The organism is Streptomyces sp. NPDC049837 (genome assembly GCF_040674455.1).
Classification (GTDB): Bacteria; Actinomycetota; Actinomycetes; order Streptomycetales; family Streptomycetaceae; genus Streptomyces.
Genome location: NZ_JBFAMP010000014.1, coordinates 142,452 through 168,295 on the forward strand (window position 1 = coordinate 142,452; position 25,844 = coordinate 168,295).

A 25,844-nucleotide genomic window follows, 5' to 3' on the forward strand; every position below is an offset into this window, starting at 1 on the left:
CGGCGACCGACGCCCGGATCCGGCCGAATCCGGTGTTTCGGCCGGACCGCGCGGCGGTGGGCTGCCAGAGTGATCGGCGCTCACGCACTCCCCGCACGGAAGGGCCCCGCCATGCCGACCCTCACCACCACCCGCGCCCGCCTGGCCGTGACCACGGCGACCGTCCTGCTCGCGGCCGGCGCCCCCGCCGCGTACGCGACCCTCGGCGACCAGGACCCCGGTGCGACGGCCACCGCCCGTGGCGCGGCCTACCTGGAGACCCGCCTGTTCTTCGGGACCGAGCGGCCCGACGGCGGCCCGGACGTCACGGACCAGCAGTTCATGGCGTTCGTCGACCGCGAGGTCACGCCCGCCTTCCCGGAGGGGCTGACCGTGCAGGACGGGCGCGGGCAGTGGCGGGACGCGAGCGGCCGGATCGAGCGGGAGCGGTCCTACGAGCTGATCCTGCTGTACCCGGCGGCGGAGGCCAAGGCCCGCGATCCGAGGATCGAGCGCATCCGCGCCGCCTACCAGCGCGCTTTCGGACAGGAGTCGGTGGCCCGCCTCGATGAACGGACCTCCGTGGACTTCTGATGTGATGGGGTCGCTCTGTGACGTGGTCGGCCCCGCACCCCCTGGCGCCCGAAAACTACCACCGCTAGTTTGGTGCGGACGACCACGCGGCACCAGCTCCGAAGGCCCACGAAGGAGAAGCGGATGAAGGCCCACGACGGGATGTACATCGGCGGGGCGTGGCGGCCCGCCGCCGGCACCGACACCATCGCCGTGGTGAACCCGGCGGACGAGCAGGTCATCGCCCATGTCCCGGCAGGCACCGCCGAGGACGTGGACGCCGCGGTACGCGCCGCCCGCGCCGCCTTCCCGGCGTGGGCCGCCACCGCGCCCGCCGAGCGGTCCGCCCGGCTCACCGCCCTGCGCGACGCGCTCGCCGCGCGCCAGGAGGAGATAGCCGAGACCGTGACGGCGGAGCTGGGCGCGCCGCAGCAGCTCGCCCAGCAGGTGCACGCCGGCCTGCCGGTCCTGATCGCCGGCACCTACGCCGAGATGGCGGCCACGTACCCGTTCGAGGAGAAGGTGGGCAACTCCACCGTGCTGCTCGAACCGGTCGGCGTGGTGGGCGCGATCACGCCCTGGAACTACCCGCTGCACCAGGTCGTCGCCAAGGTGGCGCCCGCCTTGGCCGCCGGGTGCACCGTCGTCCTCAAGCCCGCCGAGGACACGCCCCTGACCGCCCAGCTCTTCGCCGAGGCCGCGCACGAAGCCGGCCTGCCCGCCGGGGTGTTCAACCTGGTGACCGGCCTCGGACCGGTCGCCGGGCAGGCGCTGGCCGAGCACGACGGCGTGGACCTGGTGTCCTTCACCGGCTCCACCGCGGTCGGCAAGCGGATCGGCGCGCTCGCGGGCGGTGCCGTCAAGAAGGTCGCCCTGGAGCTCGGCGGCAAGTCCGCCAACGTCATCCTGCCCTCCGCCGACCTGGCCAAGGCGGTCCAGACCGGCCTCGCCAACGCGCTGTCCAACTCGGGCCAGCGGTGCAGCGCGCTGACCCGGGTCCTGGTGCACACGGACCAGTACGACGAGGCCGTGGCCATCGCCGCGGAGGCCGTCGCCAAGTACACCCCGGGCGACCGGATCGGACCGATGGTCAACGCCAAGCAGTTGGAGCGCGTGCGCGGTTACATCCGCAAGGGCGTCGAGGAGGGCGCGCGGCTCGTCGTGGGCGGCACCGAGGCGCCCCTCGACCGGGGCTACTACGTCAGCCCGACGGTCTTCGCGGACGTCACACCGGATATGACCATCGCCCAGGAGGAGATCTTCGGGCCGGTCGTCTCGTTCCTGAGGTACGAGGACGAGGAGGACGCCCTGCGGATCGCCAACGGCACCGTGTACGGCCTCGCGGGCGCGGTCTGGGCCGGCGACGAGGCGGAGGCCGTCGCGTTCGCGCGCCGCATGGAAGCCGGCCAGGTCGACATCAACGGCGGCCGGTTCAACCCGCTCGCCCCCTTCGGCGGCTACAAGCAGTCGGGCGTCGGACGCGAACTCGGCGCGCACGGCCTCGCCGAGTACCTCCACACCAAGTCCCTCCAGTTCTGAGCCAGCCCCGCTGAGTCGAAGGAATCCGATCGTGGTCCGCGCCGCCGTCCTGCCCGCCATAGGTGCTCCGCTGGAGATCACCGGCATCGAACTCCCGGAACCCGGCCCCGGCAGGGTGAGGGTCCGCCTCGCCGCCGCCGGTGTCTGCCACTCCGACCTGTCCCTCTCCAACGGCACCATGCGGGTGCCCGTCCCCGCCGTCCTCGGCCACGAGGGCGCCGGCACCGTCGTCGCCGTCGGCGAGGGTGTCACCCATGTCGCCCCCGGCGACGGTGTCGTCCTCAACTGGGCGCCGTCCTGCGGCTCCTGCCACCACTGCGGGCTCGGCGAGGTGTGGCTGTGCGCCGACGCCCTCACCGGTGCCAGCAGCGTCCACGCCATCACCGAGGACGGCACGGAACTCCACCCGGGCCTGAACGTCGCCGCGTTCGCCGAGGAGACCGTCGTCGCCGCGAACTGCGTGCTGCCCGTCCCCGACGGCGTGCCGCTCACCGACGCGGCCCTGCTCGGCTGCGCCGTCCTCACCGGCTACGGGGCGATTCACCACTCGGCACGCGTGCGTGAGGGCGAGTCGGTCGTCGTGTTCGGCGTCGGCGGGGTGGGCCTCGCCACCCTCCAGTCGGCCCGGATCGCCGGCGCGGGGACGATCATCGCCGTGGACGTGTCGCCCGAGAAGGAGGCGCTCGCCCGGCAGGCCGGTGCCACCGAGTTCGTGGTCGCCTCCGAGACCACCGCCAAGGAGGTGCGCAAGCTCACCGGCGGCCAGGGCGCCGACGTGGCGGTCGAGTGCGTCGGCCGTGCCGCCACCATCCGTACCGCCTGGGACTCCACCCGGCGCGGTGGCCGCACCACGGTCGTCGGCATCGGCGGCAAGGACCAGCAGGTGACCTTCAACGCCCTGGAGATCTTCCACTGGGGCCGCACGCTCTCCGGCTGTGTCTACGGCAACTCCAACCCGGCCGAGGACCTCCCCGTCCTCGCCGGGCACATCCGCGCCGGGCGCCTCGACCTGGGCGCGCTCGTCACCGACCGGATCGCGCTGGAGGGCATCCCGGCGGCGTTCGAGAACATGATCGCGGGCAAGGGCGGGCGCGCGCTGGTCGTCTTCTAGACCGTCCCCGCGCCCCCGTCGGAACACCCCGGCCGCCACCCGCGCCCGGGGTGTTCGCGCTGCCCAGAAGCGTGTACGGGCCAGTGAAGGCGGGCCGGTACGGGCCGGTGAGGGCGGCCGGTACGGGCCGGTGAGGGCGGCCGGGTCGGGCTGGTGAGGGCGGCCGAAAACTGTGACCGTACGGGCCGTTGACCGACGTACCAGCCGGTCGGTACGGTCCCCGACAACTTCACGGCGCCGCCCCCCTCCCGTCCCCCGCACCCAATCGGAGTGTGCTCGCATGGACACGGCACCTTCCCCCGCCTCACCCACCTCCGCCCCCGACAGCTCGCGCCGGCGCAGAGTGGCCACCGCGGCCGCGCTCGCCTCCGCCGTCGAGTGGTACGACTACTTCGTCTTCGGCATCGCCGCGGCCCTCGTCCTCGGCGACCTGTACTTCCCGTCCGGCAGCCCGTCCGCCGGGGTCCTCGCCGCCTTCGCGACCTTCGCCGTCGGCTTCCTCGCCCGCCCGATCGGCGGGATCGTCGCGGGCCAGCTCGGCGACAAGCGGGGCCGCAAGCCGATGCTCGTCCTGGCGCTCACCCTGATGGGCGTCGCCACCGCCGGAATCGGCCTCCTGCCCACGTACGAGACGATCGGCGTCGCCGCCCCGCTGCTGCTCGTCCTCTTCCGCGTCCTCCAGGGCATCGCCGTCGGCGCCCAGTGGGGCGGCGCGATGCTCATGGCCACCGAGTACGCCCCCGAGGGCAAGCGGGGCCTGTACGGCAGCCTCGTCCAGCTCGGCGTCCCGATCGGTGTGGTCACCGCCAACACCGTGTTCCTGGTCGCCGGGGCGTTCACCAGCGATCAGGCGTTCGCCGCCTGGGGCTGGCGGGTGCCGTTCTTCGTCGGTTTCCTGGTCCTCGGCCTCGCCTGGTACATCCACACCCGCGTGGAGGAGACCCCCGAGTTCAAGGCGGCCGAACGGGCCCTGTCGGAGCGGGAGAAGAGCGAGGCCCGGTCGCCGCTCGGCACCATCCTGCGCAAGCACCTCGGCACGGTCTTCCTCGCCGGCGGCTCCTTCGCCGTCAACACCGCGACCTTCTACATCATCATCACCGGCGTGCTGGACTACGCGACCCGCGAGCTCGACATGAAGCGCAGCGCCGTCCTGATGGTGTCCCTCTGCGTCAGCCTCACCCAACTGGTGCTGATACCCGCCGCGGCGGCCCTCTCGGACCGCATCGGACGGCTGCGGATCTACGCGCTCGGCGCGGTCGGGCTGCTGGTGTGGGCGGTCCCCATGTTCCTGCTCATCGACACCAAGTCGCTGCTGTGGCTGGCCGTCGGCACGTTCGTCACGAGCTGCTTCCTCAGCATCATGTACGGGCCGCAGGCGGCGCTGTTCGCCGAGCTGTTCACGGCGGAGATGCGCTACACCGGCGCCTCGCTGGGCTACCAGATCGCCGCGGTGTTCGGCGGCGGCCTGGCGCCGTTCGTCATGGTGCTGCTGCTGGAGGCGACCGGAACGTCGATGGCCGTCTCCGCCTACATCATGGGCCTCGCCGTCATCGCGCTGGTCTCCATCAAGGTCCTGGCCTCCCGGGCCGCGGCCGCCGCTCGCCAGCGGCCACCCGCCGCTCACTAGCGGCGCCCGCGCTCCCGGCCGCCTCCGTTCCGCTACGGCCGGGAGCGCGACGCCCGTACGGCCTCGTACTGCACCGCCAGTCCGTCCAGCAGCGCCCGCAGGCCCGTCTCGAAGGCGCCCTCGTCCACCTGCGTCTGGTGTTCGGCGAGCAGGTGCGCCTGGCCCAGGTGGGGGTAGTCGGCCGGGTCGTACGCCGTCTCGTCGTCGACGAAACCGCGCGCGAAGGAGCCGAGGGCCGAGCCGGTGATGAAGTACCGCATCAGCGCGCCGATGTGGGTGGCCTGGGCCGGGGGCCAGCCCGCGCGGACCATCGCGCCGAAGACGGCGTCGGCGACCCGGAGGCCGGCGGGCCGGCGGCCGGGGCCGCGGGCGAGGACCGGGACGATGTTGGGGTGGTCGGTGAGGGCCGCCCGGTAGGAGACGGCCCAGTCGTGCAGCGCCGTGCGCCAGTCCCGGCCGTCGTCCTCGGCGAACATCGACAGGTCGACCTTGGCGCTCACGGAGTCCGCGACCGCCTCCAGGATCTCGTCCTTCGTGCGGAAGTGGTTGTAGAGCGACGGCCCGCTGACGCCCAGTTCGGCGGCGAGGCGCCGGGTCGAGACCGCGTCCAGTCCCTCCGCGTCCACGAGAGCACCGGCGGTCGCGACGATGCGGTCTCGGCTGAGGAGGGGCTTGCGCGGTCGGGCCATGCGGCACATAGTAGGCGTGGCACAAGAAACTAGCAGTGATAGTTAAAGTGGGGTGTCCGCGCGTGAACCTGGAACCGAGCGAGGAGCAGGCGGCGGTCCGGCAGCTCGCCGAGGACTTCGTCAAGCGCGAGATCGCCCCGCACGTCATCGAGTGGGACCGCGCCGAGAACGTCGACAGATCGATCGTCAAGAAGCTCGGCGCGCTCGGCTTCCTCGGCCTCACCATCCCCGAGGAGTACGGCGGCTCGGGCGGCGACCACCTCGCGTACTGCCTCGTCACCGAGGAACTGGGGCGCGGCGACTCGTCCGTGCGCGGCATCGTGTCCGTCTCGCTGGGCCTCGTGACCAAGACCATCGCGGCCTGGGGCGACGAGGACCAGAAGCGGCACTGGCTGCCCAGGCTCACCGCCGGTGACGCGATCGGCTGCTTCGGCCTCACCGAGCCCGGCACCGGCTCCGACGCCGGCAACCTCACCACCCGGGCCGTGCGCGACGGCGGCGACTACGTCATCAACGGCACCAAGATGTTCATCACCAACGGCACCTGGGCCGACGTGGTGCTCCTCTTCGCCCGCACCAACGACCGCCCCGGCCACCGGGGCGTGTCCGCCTTCCTCGTCCCCGCCGACACCCCCGGCCTGACCCGCCGCACCATCCACGGCAAGCTCGGCCTGCGCGGCCAGGCCACCGCCGAGCTGGTGCTGGAGGACGTCCGGGTGCCCGCCTCCGCGCTCCTGGGCCCGGAGGGCAAGGGCTTCTCCATCGCCATGTCCGCGCTCGCCAAGGGCCGCATGTCGGTCGCCGCCGGGTGCGTCGGCATAGCCCAGGCCGCACTGGACGCCGCCGTGCGGTACGCGGGGGAGCGCGAGCAGTTCGGCAAGCCGATCGCCTCGTACCAGCTCGTCCAGGAGCTGATCAGCGACATATCCGTCGACGTGGACGCGGCGCGGCTGCTGACCTGGCGGGTCGCCGATCTCGTCGACCGGGGCGAGGAGTTCGCCACCGCCGCCTCCAAGGCCAAGCTCTTCGCCTCCGAGGCCGCCGTGCGCTCGGCCAACAACGCCCTCCAGGTCTTCGGCGGTTACGGCTACATCGACGAGTACCCGGTCGGCAAACTGCTGCGGGACGCGCGCGTGATGACCCTCTACGAGGGCACCAGCCAGATCCAGAAGCTCATCATCGGCCGGGCGCTGACCGGGGTGTCCGCGTTCTAGGAGACCGCTTCAGTACGGGTCCTGAGTACGGGTCCTGAGTACGGGAGCGGATGTGGGCCGGGCCACAGCCCGCGCATCCTTGCCCGCATGAGTGACACACCGGTCAAGCAGCAGAACACGGCCGCCTACTACGGCCAGGCCGTGGCCTCCTTCGCGATCGCCCTGGGCGCGGTGGCCATCGGCATCTTCAACCTGGACGCCGACGCCTGGGTGCGCGCCTTCCTCGGCATCGCGGTCCTCTACCTCACGACCTCCGCCTTCACCCTCGCCAAGGTCGTCCGCGACCGGCAGGAGGCCGGGCAGATCGTCAGCCGGGTCGACCAGGCCCGGCTCGAGAAGCTGCTCGCCGAGCACGACCCGTTCCAGAAGCTCTAAGCGCTTGCTCACTGTCGGGGTATGGTGTTCGTCCTTGGACACCGGAAGGTCCTGGACACCGGAAGGGGCGAACGATGAGCACGGCGGAGGAAACGGCCGGCGGCGAGGACACGCCGTGGGACGAGGTGACCCCTGACGCGGCCAGGCGGCTGCTCGTCGCCGCCGTCGAGGCCTTCGCCGAGCGCGGCTACCACGCCACCACCACCCGCGACATCGCGGGCCGGGCCGGGATGAGTCCGGCCGCGCTCTACATCCACTACAAGACCAAGGAAGAGCTGCTCCACCGGATCAGCCGCATCGGCCACGTGAAGGCCCTGGAGATCCTGGAGGCGGCCGCCGACGGCCCCGGAACCGCCGCCGAGCGGCTCGCCGACGCCGTACGCTCCTTCGTCCGCTGGCACGCCGGACGCCGCACCACCGCGCGCGTGGTCCAGTACGAACTCGACTCCCTCAGCGACGAGCACCGCGCCGAGATCTTCGAGCTGCGCCGCAAGAGCGACGCCGCCGTGCGCCGCATCATCAACGAGGGCGTGGCGGCGGGCGAGTTCGACGTCCCGGACGTCTCCGGCACCACCCTCGCCGTGCTCTCGCTCTGCATCGACGTGGCCCGCTGGTTCAGCACCGGGGGGCGCCGGACGCCCGACGAGGTCGGCGCGCTCTACGCCGACCTCGTGCTGCGCATGGTGGGCGCCGGGGCCCCCGGGGGCGCTCAGAAGTAGTAGCGGGACACCGACTCGGCGACGCACACCGGCTTGTCGCCGCCCTCGCGCTCCACCGTCACCACGGCCGTCACCTGCACACCGCCGCCCGCGTCGGTGACGTCCTTGAGGAGGGCCGTCGCCCGCAGCCGCGACCCGACCGGCACGGGGGCGGGGAACCGGACCTTGTTCGCCCCGTAGTTGACGCCCATCTTCATCCCCTCGACCCGCATGATCTGGGGTACGAGGAGGGGGAGCAGCGACAGCGTCAGGTACCCGTGCGCGATGGTCGTGCCGAACGGCCCCGCCGCGGCCCGCTCCGGATCCACGTGGATCCACTGGTGGTCGCCCGTGGCCTCGGCGAACAGGTCGATCCGCTTCTGCTCGATCTCCAGCCAGTCGCTGTGCCCCAACTGCTCGCCGACCGCGCCGCGCAGCTCGTCGGCGGACGTGAAGATCCTCGGCTCTGCCATGTCCCGGCTCCCTGACTCTCGATGTCTAAGCGCTTGCTCAGCATGCTGGGGCGGGTGCTGTCCTGTCAACGGACCGCCGGGAGGCGACCAGTAGGGTTCGAGGGGTGCCGCAGATTCCAGAGAAGATCCACGAGCTCACCGTCGGCCAGCTCTCCGCGCGCAGCGGGGCGGCCGTCTCGGCCCTGCACTTCTACGAGTCCAAGGGCCTCATCAGCAGCCGCCGCACCAGCGGGAACCAGCGCCGTTACGGCAGGGACGCGCTGCGCCGCGTCGCCTTCGTCCGCGCCGCGCAGCGCGTGGGCATCCCGCTCGCGACGATCAGGGAGGCCCTCGCGCAACTCCCTGAGGAGCGCACGCCCAACCGGGAGGACTGGGCGCGCCTGTCCGAGGCGTGGCGCTCGGAGCTGGACGAGCGGATCAAGCAGCTCGGCCGGTTGCGGGACCACCTCACCGACTGCATCGGGTGCGGCTGTCTCTCGCTGGAGACGTGCGTGCTGTCCAACCCGGACGACGTCTTCGGTGAGCGCATGACAGGCTCGCGCCTCCTGCCCGAACGGCGCCGGCCGGCGGAGCGGGAGGCGCGCTGAACCGGCGAGGCTCAGCCCTCCGGGGGCAGGCCGGGCTCGGTCATCCCCGGCAGGGACCGGCCGGCTCCGGTGGGGGCGGCCTCGGGCGGGCCCGGCTCGGTCATGCCGGGGCGCCCGAACAACAGGTCGTAGCCGGGCGGAAGCTGGAGCAGTATCCGGCGCATCAGGTCCTCGTCCGCCGTGTCGGCCACGACGCTGAGGACGGCGCCGATGTCCCACTTGGCCGTCTCCTCGGTGGCGCCCTCGATCCACGCGGCCGTGGCGCGCACGAACCGGTCGGGCCCGAGGGGTTCGGCGGCGGGGAGCGGGTTGAGCAGCACCAGGGCGCAGGTCTCCGGCAGGCCGGCGGCCAGCTCGGCCCGCTCGTTGCCCACGAGGTGTGCGCCCAGCAGGGCCAGGACGACGCGGGCGGCCCGGTCGGCCTCCCGCCGGGAGGGGTATTCGCCGCGTTCTTGCACCGCGGCCAAGAACGCGTCCCACTGCATGCGCATCTTTCTCCCTCGGCCTCGTTCGATGGGCATGGGCGGGGCCGGGCCGGAAAGGACCCGTCCCCGCCCATCATGCGGTGCGGCGGGCCGGATCAGCCGCTGATCTGCTTGCGGTCGCTGCCGCCGCTGATCTCGATCTTGCGCGGCTTGGCCTGCTCGGCGACCGGGACCCGCAGGGTCAGGACACCCATGTCGTAGGACGCCTCGATCCGGTCGGTGTCCAGCGTCTCGCCGAGGAAGAGCTGGCGGCTGAACGTGCCGGACGGCCGCTCGGCGATCACCATCTCGGCCTCACCCTCCGGAGTGGTGCGGCGCTCGGCCTTGACGGTGAGCACATTGCGCTCGACATCCAGGTCGATGCTGTCGGGGGTGACGCCCGGCAGGTCGAGCTGGACGACGAAGGTGTCCCCTTCCCGGTAGGCGTCCATCGGCATGGCCGCCGGGTGGGCGCTGGTGCCCAGCAAGCGCTCGGTGAGCCGGTCGAGCTCACGGAAGGGGTCGGTCCGCATCAGCATCATCGGTCCCTCCTTGCGTACTCACGGATGCTGCTGACCGTCTGCCTTTTTTCTTATAACTCCCCGGGCCAAAGTTGACAAGAGGGGGCTCAAGAAAACTCACTCGTACTCGGTGCCGCCCTTCCGGGTGAGGTAGGCCGGGCTGACCGCCTTGGCGATCGCCCGCCCGCCGACCACCGGGCTGTACCGCTCCGTGGCCGGGCGGATGACCACGCCCTCGCGCAGATGCAGCTCCCGCCCCGAGACCGTCTCGCGGCCGGTGGCCAGCTCCAGGACCTTCGCGATGTCGTACGGCCCCGCGTACAGCCGGGGCACCAGCGGCAGCTCACCCGTCGGCAGCTCGGCCGGGTCCAGCCAGCGCAACCGGCCGTCGATCTCGGCCGACACGTCGAAGACCGCGTAACCCAGCTCCTCGCTCCGGCCGTTCGCGCCGTACCCGAGGTCCTGCACGCCGGCGCCGTACACCTCGCCGAACACCCCGACCCGGGTCGCGCCCAGCGCTGCGGCGAGCCGCGCGGCGACCGCCGGCACGTCGTACGCACGGATCGCCCGCCAGTACAGATTGCGCGCGTCCTCCTTCAGGGCCAGGCCCTTGGCGCCGAAGCCCTTCGACGAGACGAGCACCCGGCCGTCCTCGGCGGTGTACGTCATCAGGCAGGCCGTGCCGTGCAGCTTCTCCGTCAGGACCACCGGCTCGCCCGGCTCGAAGATCCCCGGGTACCGCTGGATGTTCTCGATGTCGACCCACGGCAGCAGGCCGGGGGCCGGCTCCACGTCGCCGTTCATCGTCGTCGGCACCGGCGGCACCCACTTGGTGATGCCCAGTACCTCCGCGAAGTCCGTGCCCTCGGCCGCCGCCCGCGCCAGGTCCACATCCGCCAGGGCGCGCGGCCGGCACACGATGCCCTGCGACAGCTCGCCGCGCAGCCGTACCGCCTTCACCCGGTCCGACGCCTTCCCGGCGAGCCGCCCGGTCAGCCCCAGCTCCTCCACGAGCGCGGGCGGCAGCACCGCCTGCTCGGGTATGTACACGGCGACGTCACCGGTGCGGTAGGCGCCCTTGGCGACGACGGCGCGGTACAGGCCGACTTGGGCCAGCTCCAGGGCGTCGGCGTTGGGATGCTCGTGGACGGTCAGCGGCTCGGCGGTGACCCGCAATGTCGACATGGATGTGCTCCTCGTGGTGCGGTTCTCATCGCCGCCCACTGTCGCGGTACGCGAAACCGCTGGCCCACCGGATTTGGCGCCTGATAGCGTCACGCTCCTCCAACGCCGCCGCGACCAGCCGGGCGTTGGACCGTGCGGGCCGCCCGTCCGGCAGGAGCAGCGTGTCGCCAAGGCCCACGCGCGTGTCCAGCCCCAGCCGTACCGCCAGGCGCAGCACCGGCCACGCCCCGCCGTCCTCGCCGTGCAGCAGCACCGGCCGGTCATGCGCGCCGCCCAGCTCCGCCAGCAGGGCGCGGGCCGACGCCTCGGCCGTCCCCGCGTCCCGGTCCGTCACCCCCGCCACCACCCGCGACACCCGGGGCGCCAGCGGCGACGCCAGGAACCGCCGAGCGCCCTCCGTCCCCGGCCGGATGACGGCCTCCACGCCCACGCCACGCTCCAGCAGCACGGCGGCGACCTCCTCGGCACCCGGCTCGTGCCAGTCGACCGAGGCGTGGTCGGGCAGCACCGTCCAGGAGCGCACCCGCTCCACCCGCCGCCCCGGCTCCGGCTCGGCCCACGCGCCGGTGGTCACCCCCACCGGGACGTCCACCACGTCCCGTATCGCCGTGAGCACCGAGGCCAGCACGCGCGGGGACAGCGTGTCGCCCCCGCACGGCGTCTTCGGGTGGACGTGCACCTCATCGGCCCCGGCCGCGACCGCGCCGGCGGCCGACTCGGCCATGGCACCCGGCGACATGGGCACGGCCGCGGAATCCCCCGTTCCGCGACGGCCGTTCAGACAGACCTGGATCATGCCTCGATGGTGACAGCCGCCACTGACAACGGGGGCGTGCCGAGCCCGGCGCCCGCCCCCGCGCCGTCCCGCCCGTGCCGCCGGCCTCACGCCACCGACACGAGCTCCTTGCGCCGCCCCCGCTTGGCCGCCGCCAGCGCCCCGGGCGTCAGGACCGGCTGCGGTATGACCACGCCGCACCCCGTGCACACCGGCCCGAACCACGGTTCGCTCGACAGATCCGGCCGCCAGACGATCTCGTCCGCCGCGCAGATGGGGCAGTGCTCACCGGGCTCCGCCTCCAGGGCCTTGATCAGCTTGCGCAGCGCCTCGGCCAGCGCCACCGTCGGGTGCACCGACGGGTCGTCGCACCGCGCTATGCCGTTGCCGCCCCAGGTGCGCCGGTGCCAGTCGTCGATCCAGCCGGGCCGCCGCAGCCCGTCGTGCTTCTCGCGCCTGCGGCGCGCCGCGAACTTCTCCTCGTAGGCGAGCCACACGGCCCGCGCCTCCTCCAACTCGTCGAGCGCGGCCACCAGCCGCGCCGGATCGGGGTCCCGGTCCTCGGGCCCGAACCTGTGCCTGGTGCACAGGTGGTCCCAGGTCGCACGGTGCCCATAAGGGGCGAACCGCTCAAGGCACTTGCGCAGCGAATACCGCCGCAGCGCCAGATCGCACCCCGGATCACGCACCTGTCTCGCCAGACTCCGGAAACCGGCCACAGCACTGCCACCTCCGTCACTCGTACTTCGGCGTCGATGAATGGACGTACGGGTTCCCAGTTCGGCTCCATCGAAAAACGAATGGAACCCATCAGCGGGACATCTGACGTGAAATGCCCCCACGGCGCCCCGTGTGGCGATCCGAGAAAGTGACGGCTGTTCACCTTACTGACAAGGCATACCGCCAGTAACCTCCGGCTTGCCCGTCCCCTCCAGGAGCCCCCCATGTGACGACGCGCCGGAAGACCGAGAATCGCCACCGCGGCCGTACTCGCCCTGACCGCCCGCCAGTTGAGGTCCAGCCATCCGTCACGGCCGCAGCCACCCGGCCCCCCGAACCGCTGTGGGCCGGACCGGGCCGGGCGGCTCACTCGGCAAGGACCGCCCTACCGGTACACCAGGTACTCCCGGCGCACCGCCCGGAACGCCGCCAGGTCCGCCTCCCAGGCGCCCACGACCTCGTCCGTGTCCGCGCCCGCGCCGATCAGCGTCCGGACCTTCGCCGAACCGGTCAGCTTGTCGATCCAGTTGTCGGCGCGCCAGGCGAAACCGCTCCAGCTCCGCTTCGCCGTCACCAGCAGCCCGATGCCGGTGCGCACCGGGTCGAAGGCCACCCGGTCGTCCACGTGCACCTGCACCCCGCCCACCGTCTTGCCCTGGAACTTGGAGAACGTGGGCGTGAAGTACGCCTCGCGGAAGCGCACGCCCGGCAGCTCCAGCGCGTTCGCCGCCTCCGCCCAGCGCCGGTCCACGCCCTCCGCGCCCAGCAGTTCGAACGGCCGGGTCGTGCCCCGGCCCTCCGACAGGTTCGTGCCCTCGAACAGGCAGGTGCCCGAGTACACCAGCGCGGTGTCCGGAGTCGGCATGTTGGGGCTCGGCGGCACCCACGGCAGGCCGGTCTCGTCGAAGAAGTCCGCCCGCCGCCACCCCGACATCCGTACCGTCGTGAGCGGAACCGGCTTCGCCAGGAACTCGGCGTTGAACAGCCTCGCCAGCTCCGCGACCGTCATCCCGTGCGCCTGCGCGATCGGCTCACGCCCCACGAAGGTCGCGAACGCCTTGTCCAGTACGGGCCCGAGGGCCGCCCGCCCGGTCACCGGGTTCGGCCGGTCCAGCACCATGAAACGTTTCCCCGCCAGCGCGGCCGCCACCATGCAGTCGTACAGCGTCCAGATGTACGTGTAGAACCGGGCGCCCACGTCCTGGATGTCGAACACCACCGTGTCGACACGGGAGGCGGTGAAGATGTCCGCCAGCGCCTGCCCGCTCTTCAGGTACGTGTCGTACACCGGCAGCCCCGTGGCCGGGTCGTCGTACCGCCCCTCCGACCCGCCCGCCTGGGCCGTCCCCCGGAAGCCGTGCTCGGGGCCGAACACCGCCACCAGGTCCACCCGGTCGTCGGCGTGCATGACGTCCACGATGTGCCGCACCTCGGCGGTCACCCCGGTCGGGTTGGTCACCACGCCCACCCGCTGCCCGGCCAGCGCCGCGTACCCGTCGGCCGCGAGCCGGTCGAAGCCGGTCCGCACCCGGCGGCGGCCCCGGTCCTGCGCGGCGGCCCGCCCCGGAGCGGCGGCCGTCACCCCCACCGCGCCGCCCGCGACCAGCAGACCCCGTCTGGACACGCTCATCCGCCACACCTCCGTGACCGTCGACCGATCCGGCCACGCACGCTAGCGCGCCCGCCCACCCCAGGGAACGAGGCGGGCGCCACGGCCTTCCCCGATCACATACCGACTGGTTAGTCTGTCGACCCGGACAGCAGTGACCGGACAGCAGTGAGCAGTCACGACGGAGAGGCGGTTGCCGATGAGTACGGTCCAGGGCGCGGGCGTGGTCGTCACCGGAGCGGGCGGCGGAATCGGAGCCGCACTCGCCCGGCGGTTCGCGGCGGAGGGCGCCCGGGTCGTCGTCAACGACATCGACCCCGCCCGCACCAAGGCCGTCGCCGACGAGATCGGCGCCACCGCCGTCCCCGGCGACGCCTCCGCGATCGTGGAGCAGGCCCGCGAGGCCCTCGGCGGCACCGTCGACGTCTACTGCGCCAACGCCGGGCTCGCCTCGCCCGGCGACGCCTTCGCCGGCGAGGAGGTCTGGGCGGCCGCCTGGGACGTCAACGTGATGGCCCACGTCCGCGCCGCCCGCGCCCTGCTGCCCGCCTGGCTGGAGCGCGGCTCCGGCCGCTTCGTCTCCACCGTCTCGGCCGCCGGACTGCTCACCATGGTCGGCGCCGCGCCCTACAGCGTCTCCAAGCACGGCGCGTACGCCTTCGCCGAATGGCTCTCCCTCACCTACCGCCACCGCGGCCTGAAGGTCCACGCGATCTGCCCGCAGGGCGTCCGTACCGACATGCTCACCGCCGCCGGCTCGGCCGGCGAACTGGTCCTCGCCCCCACCGCCATCGAGCCCGAGGACGTCGCCGACGCGCTGATCGAGGGCATCGAGGCAGACCGGTTCCTGATCCTGCCCCACCCCGAGGTCGCCGACTACTACCGGGCCCGCGCGAGCGAGCCCGAGCGCTGGCTGAACAATATGAGCCACATCCAGCAGAAGTGGGAGGGCGCCGGGCAGTGAACCCGACCTCGATCTACGCGGCCAAGCCGTGGCTCGGCCGGCTCAGCGACGCCCAGCGGGCGCCCGTACGCCCGGCCGCCACCGTCGTGCACGCCTTCCGCGCGGCCGTCGCCCGCGCCCCCCAGCACCCCGCGCTGGTGTACTTCGACGGGCGCCTGACCTACCGCGAGACCGACGCGCTCTCCGACTCGGTGGCCGGATTCCTCGCCGCCCGGGGCGTCCGGCGCGGCGACCGGGTCGCCATCATGCTCCAGAACACCCCGCACTTCGTCCTCGCCCTGCTCGGCGCCTGGAAGGCGGGCGCGACCGTCGTCCCGCTCAACCCCATGTACAAGTCGGCCGAGGTCGCCCACGCCCTGAACGACTCCGGGGCGAGCGCGCTGATCTGTGCCGACCACGCCTGGGAGCGGTACCTGCGCGAGACGGCCGCCGGCACGCCCGTAGGCGTCGCCCTCACCGCCTGCGAGAAGGACCTCCAGACGCGCGACGACCCGCGCGTCCTCGGCTTCGAGCGGCTCCCCGTACCGGCAGACGCCGACGACCTGGTCACCGTCGCCCGCGCCGGACACCCGGCGCCCCAGTACGGGCGGGACCTCACCGCCACCGACACCGCTCTGATCAGCTACACCTCCGGCACCAGCGGCACGCCCAAGGGCGCCATGAACACCCACCGCGGGATCATGTACAACGCCGAACGGCAGCGCACCGGTCACCCCATCGCCGAGGGCGCCGCGTACTTCGCCCTGGCCCCGCTCTTCCACATCACCGGCATGGTCTGCGAACTGGCCACCTGCCTCGCCAACGCCGGCACCCTCGTCCTCACCTACCGCTTCGAGGCGGGCGTCGTGCTGGACGCCTTCGCCGAGCACCGCCCCGCCTACACCGTCGGCCCCTCCACCGCCTTCATGGCCCTGGCCGCCCACCCCGCCGCCACGCCCGGCCACTTCGCGTCCTTCCAGGTGATCTCCTCCGGCGGCGCGCCCGTGCCACCGGCCCTGGTGGAGAGGTTCCGAGCCGCCTTCGGCCCGTACATCCGCAACGGCTACGGCCTCACCGAGTGCACCGCCCCCTGCGCCTCCGTACCCCCCGACAAGGAGGCCCCGGTCGACCCCGCCTCCGGCACCCTCTCGGTCGGCGTCCCGGGACCTGAGACCGTCGTACGCATCCTGGACGACCGGGGCAACGAGGTGCCGTTCGGGGAGCAGGGCGAGATCGCGGTACGCGGGCCCCAGGTCGTCCCCGGCTACTGGCGCCTGCCGGAGGCCACCGCCGAGACCTTCCCGGACGGCGAGCTGCGCACCGGCGACATCGGCTTCATGGACCCGGACGGCTGGCTCTACGTCGTCGACCGGAAGAAGGACATGATCAACGCGTCGGGCTTCAAGGTGTGGCCGCGCGAGGTCGAGGACGTCCTCTACACCCATCCGGCGGTCCGCGAGGCGGCTGTCGTCGGCGTCCCCCACGCCTACCGGGGCGAGACGGTCAAGGCGTACGTCAGTCTGCGCCCGGGGACCCCGGTCGGGCCCGCCGAGCTCTCCGCGTACTGCGAGGAGCGCCTGGCGGCGTACAAATATCCCCGTGAGGTCGAGATCCTGCCGGAGCTGCCCAAGACGACGAGTGGGAAGATCCTCAGGCGGGAACTGCGTTACTCCGCGTAGATGACGGCGACACGCACGAGTGGACGAGAGAGGTGGCGGCACATGGCCAGGACGACGGACGGGAACGGCACCCCCGTCCCCCAGAGGCTGCTGGCCACCGCCACCCGGCTCTTCGCGGAGCAGGGCTACGACCGCACCTCCGTCCAGGAGATCGTCGAGGCGGCCGGCGTCACCAAGGGCGCCCTCTACCACTACTTCGGCTCCAAGGAGGACCTGCTCCAGGAGGTGTACGCGCGCGTGCTGCGGCTCCAGCAGGAGCGGCTGGACGCCTTCGCGGAAGCGGACGCCCCCGTCGAGCAGCGGCTGCGCGACGCCGCCGCCGACGTGGTGGTCACCACCATCGAGAACCTCGACGACGCGTCGATCTTCTTCCGGTCGATGCACCACCTGAGCCCGGAGAAGAACAAGCAGGTACGGGCCGAGCGGCGCCGCTACCACGAGCGGTTCCGGGCCCTCATCGAGGAGGGGCAGGCCGCCGGCGTCTTCTCCTCCGCCACGCCCGCCGACCTTGTGGTGGACTACCACTTCGGCTCCGTCCACCACCTGTCCACCTGGTACCGCCCGGACGGGCCGCTCAGCCCCCAGCAGGTGGCCGACCACCTGGCCGACCTCCTGCTGAGGGCCTTGCGGCCGTAACAGCGGCTAACAGCGGGGAACTAGTTGGCGTTCACCAGGTCGTGCGCGGGCACGGTCACCGTACGCGCGCCCTTCTTGCCGCCCAGGACGATCTTGCGCAGGGCGCTGTTGTTGTTCAGGTTGGTCTCCTTCAGCCGCTTCTCCGGGTTGGCCAGCACCTGGATGTAGTAGGTGCCGTTCGGCAGCGTGGTGATGTCGAACGACTGGCCCGGCAGGTCCTGGGTGTAGGTGTCGCCGGAGCCCACGTCGAGCACCTCACGGACGGAGATCGAGTTCTGCTGCCCGCACGCCGTGGACAGGTCGGTGTTGTACGGGTGCCAGTTGGCGTTCTTCACCGTGTAGTCGACCGCGTCGGTGTTGGCGAGGCAGAACGCCTCCTTGCCGCTGCGGACGGCCTCCTTCTGGTCGGCCTTGAGCAGCCGGTAGCTGGCGAAGTCGGTGAAGTGCCAGTGCTCGTGGCCGGGGCGCGGGTCCCACTCCATGGTGCCCGTCGGCGTGTAGCCGACCTGCTTGCCGTTGGCGTCGTAGAAGTACTGGTAGGCGTCCATCAGCTCCTTGCCGGGCGAGCGGAAGCCGTCCACGACGAGCTGGGCCGGGCCCGCGTTCCACACGTTGGCGCTGAAGGCGAGGAAGTCCTTGCCCTTGTCGGGGCCCTCCTTGGCGGGCTCGCTGATGTTGATGCCGTAGGCGGGCAGCGAACGCAGGTCGGGCTTGGGCACGTCCGGCACGGTCGCCTTGCCCGTCGGCCGCTTGGCAGCGGGCTTCAGCGCGGGGGCCTTGCGGGAGCCGTCGGTCTGCCCGCCCCCGTCGCCCATCCGCGCGGCCTTGAGGCCCTGCTTCTTCACCGCCCACGGGACGGCGGGCGGCGCCGGGATCAGCGGCCCGTGGCCCACGTTGTACGAGGGCCCGGCACCGCTCGTCGGGGCGGCGGGAGCGGCCGGGGCCACCGCGCCGTGCCCGGCGTGCCCGGCTGCGGCACCGTGCCCGGCTGCGGCTCCGTGCCCGGCCGTGGCACCGTGTCCCGCGTGCCCCGCCTGCCCGGTGGGCGCGGCGTGACCGGCCGCGTGGGACTGGCGGCGCGCGTCGGGCGCGCCGGCCCCGCCCTCGGAGCTGACCTCGCGCACGGTCACCTTGACCGTCTGCGGCTTGTCCGCGATGCCGAAGAAGTCGCGGTACCGCTTCGCCACGGTCACCTTGGCCGTGTACTTCCCGGCCGGCAGGACGACGGGCTTGGAGTAGATGCCCGCGTACGTGTTGGCGGCCCAGCCCTTCTCCACACCCCACACGGAACCGAGCGTGAACGGGTTGGTGGGACAGCTCTCGGGGTACCTCGAGGTGGCCGGCGCCTCCGGACTCACCCGCCCGGACGCGTTGTTCGGGCAGAAGTCCTCCGCCTTGTTCAGCACCGTCTTGCCGGCCGCGTTGGTCATGGTGATCTGGAGGAAGCCAGGCAGCCCGGCGAAGTCCTTCACCATGCCCTTGGGCAGGGGCTTGGAGACGGTCTTGCCGCCCTCCCGCACGATCTGCGCGGCGACGACCGGGTCCTTGTAGGACTTGCGGGTCACCTTGAGTTCCAGTGGGGCGTTCGCGGCGGTGAGGTACGTACCGAGGTCGAGATAGACGCCGGGTTCTTCCTTGTACGAGTCGAGGGTCACGGACGTCGAAGCGGCGATCAGGCTGAGCTGCGGCGTGGCCGGGGCCGCCTTGCCGTCGGGCGCGGCGGCGATGATACCGGCGGTCACGGCGATGGCCGCGGCTCCGGCGATCACCGAGCGCCCGAGACGGGCCTGGTGGGATCTGGTCATCGTTCCTCGTTCTACGAGTGCCTGTCGGGACGGCGGAGGCCGGCCTGCGCGGTGGTCATGTCGCGCGGCTGTCCCCGGCATGTGAGAGGCGGCAGTCGGCCCTGTGGGTTGTCTGTGGGCCGGGCAGTCGGTGAATCCTTGGCCGAAACGAGGCCGAGCGCACCGCTTTGCGCCGTCTTGGTGCCGTTTTCGCCGGGCAGGCTGCCCGTATGTGGTAAAAGCCCGGGGCCGTAAAGCCCCGGGCTTTCACCGGCGTTCACGATCCGGACCTTCGTAGCCCGAACGTTCGCACTCAGAGGTACTTCTTCAGCTCCCGCCGCGCCAGCGACCGCTGGTGCACCTCGTCCGGGCCGTCCGCCAGTTGCAGGGTGCGCGCCCCGGCCCACAGTTCGGCGAGCGGGAAGTCCTGGCTGACACCGCCCGCGCCATGCACCTGGACCGCCTTGTCGATGATGTCCACCACCGCGCGCGGCGTCGCGATCTTGATGGCCTGGATCTCGGTGTGCGCGCCCCGGTTGCCGACCGTGTCCATCAGCCAGGCGGTCTTCAGCACCAGCAGCCTGAGCTGCTCCACGGCCACCCGGGCGTCCGCGATCCAGCCCTGGACCTGCCCCTGGGCGGCCAGCGGCTTGCCGAAGGCCGTACGGGACACCGCCCGGCGGCACATCAGCTCGATCGCCCGCTCCGCCATGCCGATCAGCCGCATGCAGTGGTGGATCCGGCCGGGGCCGAGCCGTGCCTGGGCGATGGCGAACCCGCCGCCCTCCTCGCCGATCAGGTTCGAGGCCGGGACGCGGACGCCGTCGAAGACCACCTCGGCGTGCCCGCCGTGGGAGTGGTCCTCGTACCCGTACACCTGCATCGCCCGCCGGACTTCGAGGCCGGGCGTGTCGCGGGGGACGAGGATCATCGACTGCTGGCGGCGGATGTCCTCACCGTCCGGGTCGGTCTTGCCCATCACGATGAAGATCGCGCAGTCCGGGTTCATCGCGCCGGAGATGTACCACTTGCGGCCGTCGATGACGTAGTCGTCGCCGTCCCGCCGGATGCGGGTCTCGATGTTCGTCGCGTCGGACGAGGCGACCTCCGGCTCCGTCATCGCGAAGGCGGACCGGATCTCCCCGGCGAGCAGCGGCTGGAGCCACTGCTTCTTCTGCCGCTCGTCGCCGAACTGGGCCAGCACCTCCATGTTCCCGGTGTCCGGGGCCGCGCAGTTCAGCGCGGTGGGCGCGAGCTGCGGCGAGCGGCCGGTGATCTCGGCGAGCGGCGCGTACTGGAGGTTCGTCAGGCCGGCCCCGTACTCCTCGTCCGGCAGGAAGAGGTTCCACAGGCCCTGCCTGCGTGCCTCGGCCTTCAGCTCCTCCACCACGGCCGGGGTGTCCCAGGGGGAGGCGAGCTTCGCCCGCTGCTCGTGCGCGACCTCCTCCGCCGGGTACACGAACTCGTCCATGAAGGCGAGCAGTTGAGCCCGCAGTTCCTCGGTGCGCGCGTCGAATGCGAAGTCCATGGTGCCGGTCAGCCTTCCTGGAGTGTGGTGAGGCCGTGCTCGATGAAGACGGGGACGAGGTCGCCGATCCGGTCGAAGCCGGCGCCGACGGTCTGCCCGAGGGTGTAGCGGTAGTGGATGCCCTCCAGGATCACGGCGAGCTTGAACCAGGCGAACGCCGTGTACCAGGAGATGGCGGAGGTGTCGCGGCCGGACCGGGCGGCGTAGCGCTCGACCAGCTCGGCGGCCGGGGGGTGGCCGGCGGCGCCCGCGGTGGTGCTGATGGGGGAGCCCGGCAGATCCAGGGGGGTGCTGTACATGGCCAGCAGGCCCAGGTCGGTCAGCGGGTCGCCGAGCGTGGACATCTCCCAGTCCAGTACGGCGTTGACGCGGTCGTCCGCGCCCAGCAGGGCGTTGTCCAGGCGGTAGTCGCCGTGGATGACCGTCGGGGCGGGGGAGCGCGGCAGTTCGCGGCCGAGCGCGGCGTGCAGCTCGTCGATCCCGGCCAGGTCGCGGCTGCGCGAGGCGTCGAGCTGCTTGCCCCAGCGCCGGAGCTGCCGGTCCAGGAAGCCCTCCGGCCGTCCGAAGTCGCCGAGCCCGACCGCCCCGGGGTCCACGGCATGCAGGTCGACCAGCGTGTCGACCAGGCCCAGGATCGCGGCGCGGGTGCGCTCCGGGCCGAGCGGGGCGAGCTGCTCGGCCGTGCGGTACGGGGTGCCGGCCACGAACTCCATGACGTAGAACGGCGCTCCGAGCACGTCCTCGTCCTCGCACAGCACCAGCGGCTCCGGGACCGGCACCGCCGTCGGGTGCAGGGCGCTGATCACCCGGTGCTCGCGCTTCATGTCATGGGCGGTGGCCAGGACGTGGCCGAGCGGCGGGCGGCGCACCACCCACTGTCCGGTGCCATCGGTGACGACGTACGTGAGGTTGGACCGGCCGCCTTCGACGATGCGGGCGCTGAGCGGTCCGCTCACCAGGCCGGGCCGCTCGCGGTCCAGGAAGCCGCGCAACCGCTCGGGGTCGAGACCTGGTGGGGGAGCTGAGCTCATCGTTCGCACCTCCGGTGACGGGAAGAACAGTGGCGTACGCAGCATGACCGACCAGTCGGTATGTCGTCCAGTGCCGTGCCCGTTCCGGTCCGGGAACCGGCCGCACGACTCTGGTCCCGTGATTACTCCGCTGAATACAGTTCACGTATGGATACCGCGCTGCTGATCGACGACGTCCGGCTCACCCCGATCCTGATCGCCGACCCGCCCCTGCTCAACACCCAGGGCGTGCACCAGCCCTACACCCCGCGCCTGATCGTGGAGGTCGTCACCCGGGGTGGCGTCACCGGGCTCGGCGAGACCTACGGCGACGGCGCGTACCTGGACCTCGCCCGGCCGCTCGCCGAGGCGCTCCCCGGCCACCCGGTCACGGATGTGAACGGCCTGTTCCGGCTGGCCGAGCGGGTGTGCGGCGGCTCACCCGGCCCGGAGGCGGGCGTGGACGAGGCGGGCGTGGACGCGGGCGGGCTGCGAGGCGTCCGTACCGCCGGCAAGCTGCGGCTGTCCGTGGTGTCCGGCTTCGAGGTCGCCTGCCTGGACGCGCTCGGCAGGAGCCTCGGCCTGCCCGTGCACGCCCTCCTGGGCGGAAAGGTGCGCGACGCCGTGGACTACAGCGCGTACCTCTTCTACCGCTGGGCCGAGCACCCGGCGGGCGGCGAGAAGGACGACTGGGGCGCGGCCCTCGACCCGGCCGGCATCGTCGCCCAGGCCCGGCGCCTCGTCGCCGAGCACGGCTTCCGCTCCTTCAAGCTCAAGGGCGGCGTCTTCGCACCGGACCAGGAGATCGCCGCCGTCCGCGCGCTGGCCGAGGCGTTCCCCGGCCGGCCGCTGCGCCTGGACCCCAACGGCGCCTGGTCGGTGGAGACTTCCCTGTACGTCGCCGACCGGCTCGGCGACGTCCTCGAATACCTGGAGGACCCGGCGAGCGGCACCGACCGCATGGCCGAGGTCGCCGCCGGTACCGGCGTACCCCTCGCCACCAACATGTGCGTGACGACGTTCCCCGAGATCGCCGGGGCCTTCGCCCGGGACGCCGTCCAGGTCGTGCTCTCCGACCACCACTACTGGGGCGGCCTGCACCGGACGCGTGAACTGGCCGCCGTCTGCCGGGCCTTCGGGGTCGGGCTGTCCATGCACTCCAATACCCACCTGGGCATCAGCCTCGCCGCCATGACGCACGTCGCCGCGACCGTCCCCAACCTCGACTACGCCTGCGACAGCCACTACCCCTGGCAGACCGAGGACGTCATCACCGCCCGCCACGTCTTCCGGGACGGCCGCCTCACCGTCTCCGACGCGCCCGGCCTCGGCGTCGGGCTGGACCGCGAACGGCTCGCCGCCCTCCACCGGCGCTGGCTCGACGACGACGGCACGATGCGTGAGCGCGACGACGCGGCGGCGATGCGGCAGGCGGACCCGGAGTGGGTCACGCCGGCGGTTCCCCGCTGGTGACGGAGGTCAGTGGTCGTCCCAGTGCGCGCCGTGCGCGGCGTGCCGGTGCCCCTCGTGCACGTAGTCGACGTGGTCGCCGTGCGCGACGGCGGGGTGACCGCAGTTGTCGCCGTGCTCATGGGCGTGCCCGCTGTGGGCGATGTGCTCGCCCGGCTCGCACTCGTCCCAGTGGCCGGAGTGCTCCCGGTGCAGGTGCCCGTCGTGGACGTAGTCGAGGTGGTCGTTGTGGACCACGGCCTGATGCCCGCAGGCCGGGCCGTGGACGTGGCCGTGCGAGAGGTGTTCCTGATGGAGGACGGTCATCGCGGGCCTCCGGCGTGGGCGTCGGTAACACCTCCAGGCTAGTCCTTTTTGTCGTTAATGATCCGTTTCCGCTTGCGTGGGGGCGGGACGGGCCGGAGGGTCGGACCATGAAGGCGATCAGCTACCGCCACTACGGCGGCCCGGAGGTCCTGGAGTTCGGCGACCGCCCCGACCCCAAGGTGGGCCCCGACAAGGTGCTCGTCAAAGTGCGCGCGGCGGCCGTCAACCCGGTCGACCTGAAGGCCCAGGCCGGGTACCTCGACACGGCCCTGGACGCGGTCTTCCCGGTGGTCCCCGGCTGGGACGTCTCCGGCGTCGTCGTCCAGCCCGGGGTCTCCGTGCCGGAGTTCGCCGTCGGCGACGAGGTCATGGGGTACGTACGCGAGGACGTCCTGTGCCACGGCACCTTCGCCGAGTACGTCGCCGCGCCCGTCCGCACCCTCGCCCGCAAGCCGCGCAACGTGGGCTTCGAGGAGTCGGCCGCCCTGCCGCTGGCCGGGCTCACCGCCTACCAGGTCCTGCACCGGGCGCTGCGAGTGCGGTCGGGCGACACCGTCCTGGTGAACGCCGCGTCGGGCGGCGTCGGCTCCATGGCCGTCCAGATCGCCCGGCACCTCGGCGCCCGCGTCATCGGCGCGGCCCGCGAGACCGGCCAGGACCGGGTTCGCGAGCTGGGGGCGGAGCCGGTGCTGTACGGCGACGGGTTCACCGGCCGCGTCCGGGAGCTCGCCCCCGACGGCGTGGACGCCGCGCTCGACACGGTCGGCGGCCAGGTCCTGAAGGACTCGGCCAACCTGCTCGCCCCCGAGGGCCGGCTGGCGTCCATCGCGGACGGCGAGGTGATCGGCCTGGGCGGCCGCTACTACTGGGTGCGCCCCGACCCGGCGGACCTGACGGCGCTGGCCGAGCTGGTCGAACAGGGCGCCCTGACCATCCGGGTCGCCAAGACGTTCCCCCTGGAACAGGCCGCCGACGCCCAGCGCGCCGCCGTGGAGAGCGGCCTGAACGGCAAGGTCGTCGTCACCGTGGACTGGGACGACTGACCGGTCCGCACCGGTCCGCACCCGTCCACACCGGTTCACACCACCACGCCCACCGCGAAGGCCGCCAGCGCGATCGTGCAGCCGGCCGCCCAGACCGCGCCCCGGGGCGTCAGCGGACGCGGACGGGTGGTCGCCAGGGCGCGCACGCGGCGGTGCGCGACGCCCAGGAACGCCAGCCACACCAGCAGCGACAGCCCCGTCCCCACCAGCCCGGCCGCCGTGACCCCGTCGTGCACGGCCTGCTTGGCGGCGAGCACCGCCACGACGGTGGCCGCCAGCGTCGTACGCCGCCACGCCAGCCGCGTCCGCTCCGGCTGGAGCCCAGGATCGCGGACGTCCAGGGGCTCGGCGCCCATCAGTCCCGCCAGCCGAACAGGACGACCACCACCATCGCGCCGGCGACCAGGCCCACGGCCAGGCTCAGCAGCGTCGGGAAGCGGCTGACGGGCAGGTCCTCGTCCCGCCGCATGGCCCGCTCGCACCGCACCCAGTGGTTCACCGCCCGCAGCGCGCACAGCGCCCCGGCGGCCAGCAGCGCCAGCGCCATCCCGACGCGGACGCCCCAGCGCAGATCGGGCAGGAACTGGTCCACCGCGAACCCGCCGCCGACCAGCGCCAGCGCCGTACGGATCCAGGCGAGGAAAGTGCGCTCGTTGGCGAGGGAGAAGCGGTAGTCGGGCGTGTCGCCCTCTTCCCGGATCCGCTGCGGCGCGAACCACAACCGCAGGCCCCGCACGAATTCGCTCACATGATCAGACTACCGGCGCGGTGCTCGCGCAGCCTTTCGTACGCCGCCAGCCCGTCCGGCACCCACTCCCACTCGCCCAGCCGCGCCCGCAGCTCCGCCTCCGGCAGGAACGCGTGCCACGCGACCTCCTCCACCTGCGGCTCCACCGGCAGGACGCACCGCACCTCGTACACGGCCGACCACCACGACCCGCGCCCGCCGCCGTCCTCGTACAGAAACCGGAACAGCGGCGTGGGGCGCGGCAGGCCGTGTACGCCCAGCTCCTCCTCCGCCTCCCGCAGCGCCGCGTCGTCGTAGCTTTCGCCCGCCCCGACGACCCCGCCCACGAACATGTCGTACAGGGACGGGAAGACCAGCTTCGTCGCGGTGCGGCGGTGGACGAACACCCGGTCCTCGGCGTCCCGCGCGAGGATGAACACACAACGGTGCCGCAGCCCCCGGGCGTACACCTCGCCGCGCGGCACCCGCCCCACGACCCGGTCGTGCTCGTCGACCACGTCCAGAATTTCGTCAGCAGCGCTCATGCCGCCATGAAATCACCGCGCACCGGTTGACGTG

Annotated in this window: 27 protein-coding genes and 1 pseudogene; 13 read left to right on the forward strand and 15 right to left on the reverse strand. The window is 72.4% G+C overall.

Going from position 1 to position 25,844, the window contains the following annotated elements:
• The first annotated feature begins 111 nt into the window (after positions 1–111).
• From AB0J57_RS30585 to AB0J57_RS30600, 4 genes are all read left to right on the forward strand, one after another.
• The gene (locus AB0J57_RS30585) at positions 112–573 is read left to right on the forward strand and encodes a DUF3574 domain-containing protein (RefSeq protein WP_366131603.1); all 462 of its coding nucleotides are present in this window, start codon (positions 112–114) and stop codon (positions 571–573) included.
• 123 nt (positions 574–696) lie between these two features.
• Positions 697–2,091, forward strand: a complete 1,395-nt coding sequence (locus AB0J57_RS30590) for an aldehyde dehydrogenase family protein (RefSeq protein ID WP_366131604.1) — start codon at positions 697–699, stop codon at positions 2,089–2,091.
• A 31-nt stretch (positions 2,092–2,122) separates the two neighbouring features.
• Positions 2,123–3,202 (forward strand): Zn-dependent alcohol dehydrogenase, encoded by a 1,080-nt coding sequence (locus AB0J57_RS30595; protein WP_366131605.1) that lies wholly within the window; start codon positions 2,123–2,125, stop codon positions 3,200–3,202.
• A 280-nt stretch (positions 3,203–3,482) separates the two neighbouring features.
• On the forward strand, positions 3,483–4,829 hold the full coding sequence (locus AB0J57_RS30600) for an MFS transporter (RefSeq protein ID WP_366131606.1): 1,347 nt from the start codon (positions 3,483–3,485) through the stop codon (positions 4,827–4,829).
• 32 nt (positions 4,830–4,861) lie between these two features.
• On the opposite strand, the gene AB0J57_RS30605 is transcribed toward AB0J57_RS30600, so the two are convergent.
• Positions 4,862–5,527, reverse strand: a complete 666-nt coding sequence (locus AB0J57_RS30605; RefSeq protein WP_366131607.1) for a TetR/AcrR family transcriptional regulator — start codon at positions 5,525–5,527, stop codon at positions 4,862–4,864.
• 53 nt (positions 5,528–5,580) lie between these two features.
• On the opposite strand from AB0J57_RS30605, the gene AB0J57_RS30610 reads away from it, so the two are divergent.
• The 3 genes from AB0J57_RS30610 to AB0J57_RS30620 all read left to right on the forward strand — a co-directional run bounded on the left by AB0J57_RS30610 (position 5,581) and on the right by AB0J57_RS30620 (position 7,826).
• Entirely contained in the window at positions 5,581–6,732 is a 1,152-nt protein-coding gene (locus AB0J57_RS30610) for an acyl-CoA dehydrogenase family protein (RefSeq protein ID WP_366131608.1), read from the forward strand.
• Between the two features lie 87 nt (positions 6,733–6,819).
• Positions 6,820–7,107 (forward strand): YiaA/YiaB family inner membrane protein, encoded by a 288-nt coding sequence (locus tag AB0J57_RS30615; RefSeq protein WP_366131609.1) that lies wholly within the window; start codon positions 6,820–6,822, stop codon positions 7,105–7,107.
• 74 nt (positions 7,108–7,181) lie between these two features.
• On the forward strand, positions 7,182–7,826 hold the full coding sequence (locus tag AB0J57_RS30620; RefSeq protein ID WP_366131610.1) for a TetR/AcrR family transcriptional regulator: 645 nt from the start codon (positions 7,182–7,184) through the stop codon (positions 7,824–7,826).
• On the opposite strand, the gene AB0J57_RS30625 is transcribed toward AB0J57_RS30620, so the two are convergent.
• Positions 7,817–8,278, reverse strand: coding sequence for a MaoC family dehydratase (locus tag AB0J57_RS30625; protein WP_366131611.1), 462 nt, complete (start codon positions 8,276–8,278; stop codon positions 7,817–7,819). The genes AB0J57_RS30620 and AB0J57_RS30625 overlap by 10 nt on opposite strands.
• 104 nt (positions 8,279–8,382) lie before the next feature.
• On the opposite strand from AB0J57_RS30625, the gene soxR reads away from it, so the two are divergent.
• Entirely contained in the window at positions 8,383–8,865 is a 483-nt protein-coding gene (gene soxR / locus AB0J57_RS30630) for a redox-sensitive transcriptional activator SoxR (protein ID WP_366131612.1), read from the forward strand.
• Between the two features lie 107 nt (positions 8,866–8,972).
• On the opposite strand, the pseudogene AB0J57_RS30635 reads toward soxR, so the two are convergent.
• The 6 genes and pseudogenes from AB0J57_RS30635 to AB0J57_RS30660 all read right to left on the reverse strand — a co-directional run.
• Positions 8,973–9,356, reverse strand: a pseudogene (locus tag AB0J57_RS30635) (DUF2267 domain-containing protein); the annotation flags it as partial.
• Between the two features lie 89 nt (positions 9,357–9,445).
• On the reverse strand, positions 9,446–9,871 hold the full coding sequence (locus tag AB0J57_RS30640) for an Hsp20/alpha crystallin family protein (protein ID WP_366131613.1): 426 nt from the start codon (positions 9,869–9,871) through the stop codon (positions 9,446–9,448).
• A 96-nt stretch (positions 9,872–9,967) separates the two neighbouring features.
• Positions 9,968–11,035: an RNA ligase (ATP) gene (locus AB0J57_RS30645; protein ID WP_366131614.1), complete on the reverse strand. Its 1,068-nt coding sequence runs from the start codon at positions 11,033–11,035 to the stop codon at positions 9,968–9,970.
• 25 nt (positions 11,036–11,060) lie between these two features.
• Entirely contained in the window at positions 11,061–11,831 is a 771-nt protein-coding gene (locus AB0J57_RS30650; protein ID WP_366131615.1) for a 3-keto-5-aminohexanoate cleavage protein, read from the reverse strand.
• Between the two features lie 86 nt (positions 11,832–11,917).
• Positions 11,918–12,529: a hypothetical protein gene (locus AB0J57_RS30655; RefSeq protein WP_366131616.1), complete on the reverse strand. Its 612-nt coding sequence runs from the start codon at positions 12,527–12,529 to the stop codon at positions 11,918–11,920.
• Between the two features lie 386 nt (positions 12,530–12,915).
• Positions 12,916–14,160 (reverse strand): DUF1343 domain-containing protein, encoded by a 1,245-nt coding sequence (locus tag AB0J57_RS30660; RefSeq protein ID WP_366131617.1) that lies wholly within the window; start codon positions 14,158–14,160, stop codon positions 12,916–12,918.
• 178 nt (positions 14,161–14,338) lie between these two features.
• Between AB0J57_RS30660 and AB0J57_RS30665 the strand changes: the two genes are divergently transcribed.
• The 3 genes from AB0J57_RS30665 to AB0J57_RS30675 are packed head-to-tail and all read left to right on the forward strand — an operon-like array spanning position 14,339 to position 17,397.
• On the forward strand, positions 14,339–15,103 hold the full coding sequence (locus tag AB0J57_RS30665; protein WP_366131618.1) for an SDR family oxidoreductase: 765 nt from the start codon (positions 14,339–14,341) through the stop codon (positions 15,101–15,103).
• Positions 15,100–16,761, forward strand: a complete 1,662-nt coding sequence (locus tag AB0J57_RS30670) for an AMP-binding protein (protein ID WP_366131619.1) — start codon at positions 15,100–15,102, stop codon at positions 16,759–16,761. Before AB0J57_RS30665 ends, AB0J57_RS30670 begins: the two co-directional genes overlap by 4 nt.
• A gap of 42 nt (positions 16,762–16,803) precedes the next feature.
• The gene (locus AB0J57_RS30675; protein WP_366131620.1) at positions 16,804–17,397 is read left to right on the forward strand and encodes a TetR/AcrR family transcriptional regulator; all 594 of its coding nucleotides are present in this window, start codon (positions 16,804–16,806) and stop codon (positions 17,395–17,397) included.
• A 20-nt stretch (positions 17,398–17,417) separates the two neighbouring features.
• Here the strand turns inward: AB0J57_RS30675 and AB0J57_RS30680 are convergent, their stop codons facing one another.
• From AB0J57_RS30680 to AB0J57_RS30690, 3 genes are all read right to left on the reverse strand, one after another.
• Positions 17,418–19,202: a lysyl oxidase family protein gene (locus AB0J57_RS30680; RefSeq protein WP_366131621.1), complete on the reverse strand. Its 1,785-nt coding sequence runs from the start codon at positions 19,200–19,202 to the stop codon at positions 17,418–17,420.
• Positions 19,203–19,494: 292 nt separating this feature from the next.
• Positions 19,495–20,709, reverse strand: a complete 1,215-nt coding sequence (locus tag AB0J57_RS30685) for an acyl-CoA dehydrogenase family protein (protein ID WP_366131622.1) — start codon at positions 20,707–20,709, stop codon at positions 19,495–19,497.
• Between the two features lie 8 nt (positions 20,710–20,717).
• Positions 20,718–21,740: a phosphotransferase family protein gene (locus tag AB0J57_RS30690; protein WP_366131623.1), complete on the reverse strand. Its 1,023-nt coding sequence runs from the start codon at positions 21,738–21,740 to the stop codon at positions 20,718–20,720.
• Positions 21,741–21,887: 147 nt separating this feature from the next.
• Between AB0J57_RS30690 and AB0J57_RS30695 the strand changes: the two genes are divergently transcribed.
• A complete protein-coding gene (locus AB0J57_RS30695) occupies positions 21,888–23,192 on the forward strand; it encodes an enolase C-terminal domain-like protein (RefSeq protein ID WP_366131624.1) in 1,305 nt (434 codons plus the stop codon).
• Positions 23,193–23,198: 6 nt separating this feature from the next.
• Here AB0J57_RS30695 and AB0J57_RS30700 read toward each other — a convergent pair whose 3' ends face one another.
• Positions 23,199–23,495, reverse strand: coding sequence for a hypothetical protein (locus tag AB0J57_RS30700; protein ID WP_366131625.1), 297 nt, complete (start codon positions 23,493–23,495; stop codon positions 23,199–23,201).
• A 107-nt stretch (positions 23,496–23,602) separates the two neighbouring features.
• On the opposite strand from AB0J57_RS30700, the gene AB0J57_RS30705 reads away from it, so the two are divergent.
• Complete coding sequence (locus tag AB0J57_RS30705; protein ID WP_366131626.1) at positions 23,603–24,538, forward strand: NADP-dependent oxidoreductase; 936 nt, start codon at positions 23,603–23,605, stop codon at positions 24,536–24,538.
• A gap of 35 nt (positions 24,539–24,573) precedes the next feature.
• Here the strand turns inward: AB0J57_RS30705 and AB0J57_RS30710 are convergent, their stop codons facing one another.
• Genes AB0J57_RS30710 through AB0J57_RS30720 form a run of 3 tightly spaced genes read right to left on the reverse strand, consistent with a single transcriptional unit; the run spans position 24,574 to position 25,810 of the window.
• The gene (locus tag AB0J57_RS30710; protein WP_366131627.1) at positions 24,574–24,894 is read right to left on the reverse strand and encodes a DUF202 domain-containing protein; all 321 of its coding nucleotides are present in this window, start codon (positions 24,892–24,894) and stop codon (positions 24,574–24,576) included.
• Complete coding sequence (locus tag AB0J57_RS30715) at positions 24,894–25,286, reverse strand: DUF202 domain-containing protein (protein WP_366131628.1); 393 nt, start codon at positions 25,284–25,286, stop codon at positions 24,894–24,896. Before AB0J57_RS30715 ends, AB0J57_RS30710 begins: the two co-directional genes overlap by 1 nt.
• A complete protein-coding gene (locus AB0J57_RS30720; RefSeq protein WP_366131629.1) occupies positions 25,283–25,810 on the reverse strand; it encodes an NUDIX domain-containing protein in 528 nt (175 codons plus the stop codon). The genes AB0J57_RS30715 and AB0J57_RS30720 overlap by 4 nt, the downstream gene beginning before the upstream one ends.
• Between the last annotated feature and the right edge of the window lie 34 nt (positions 25,811–25,844).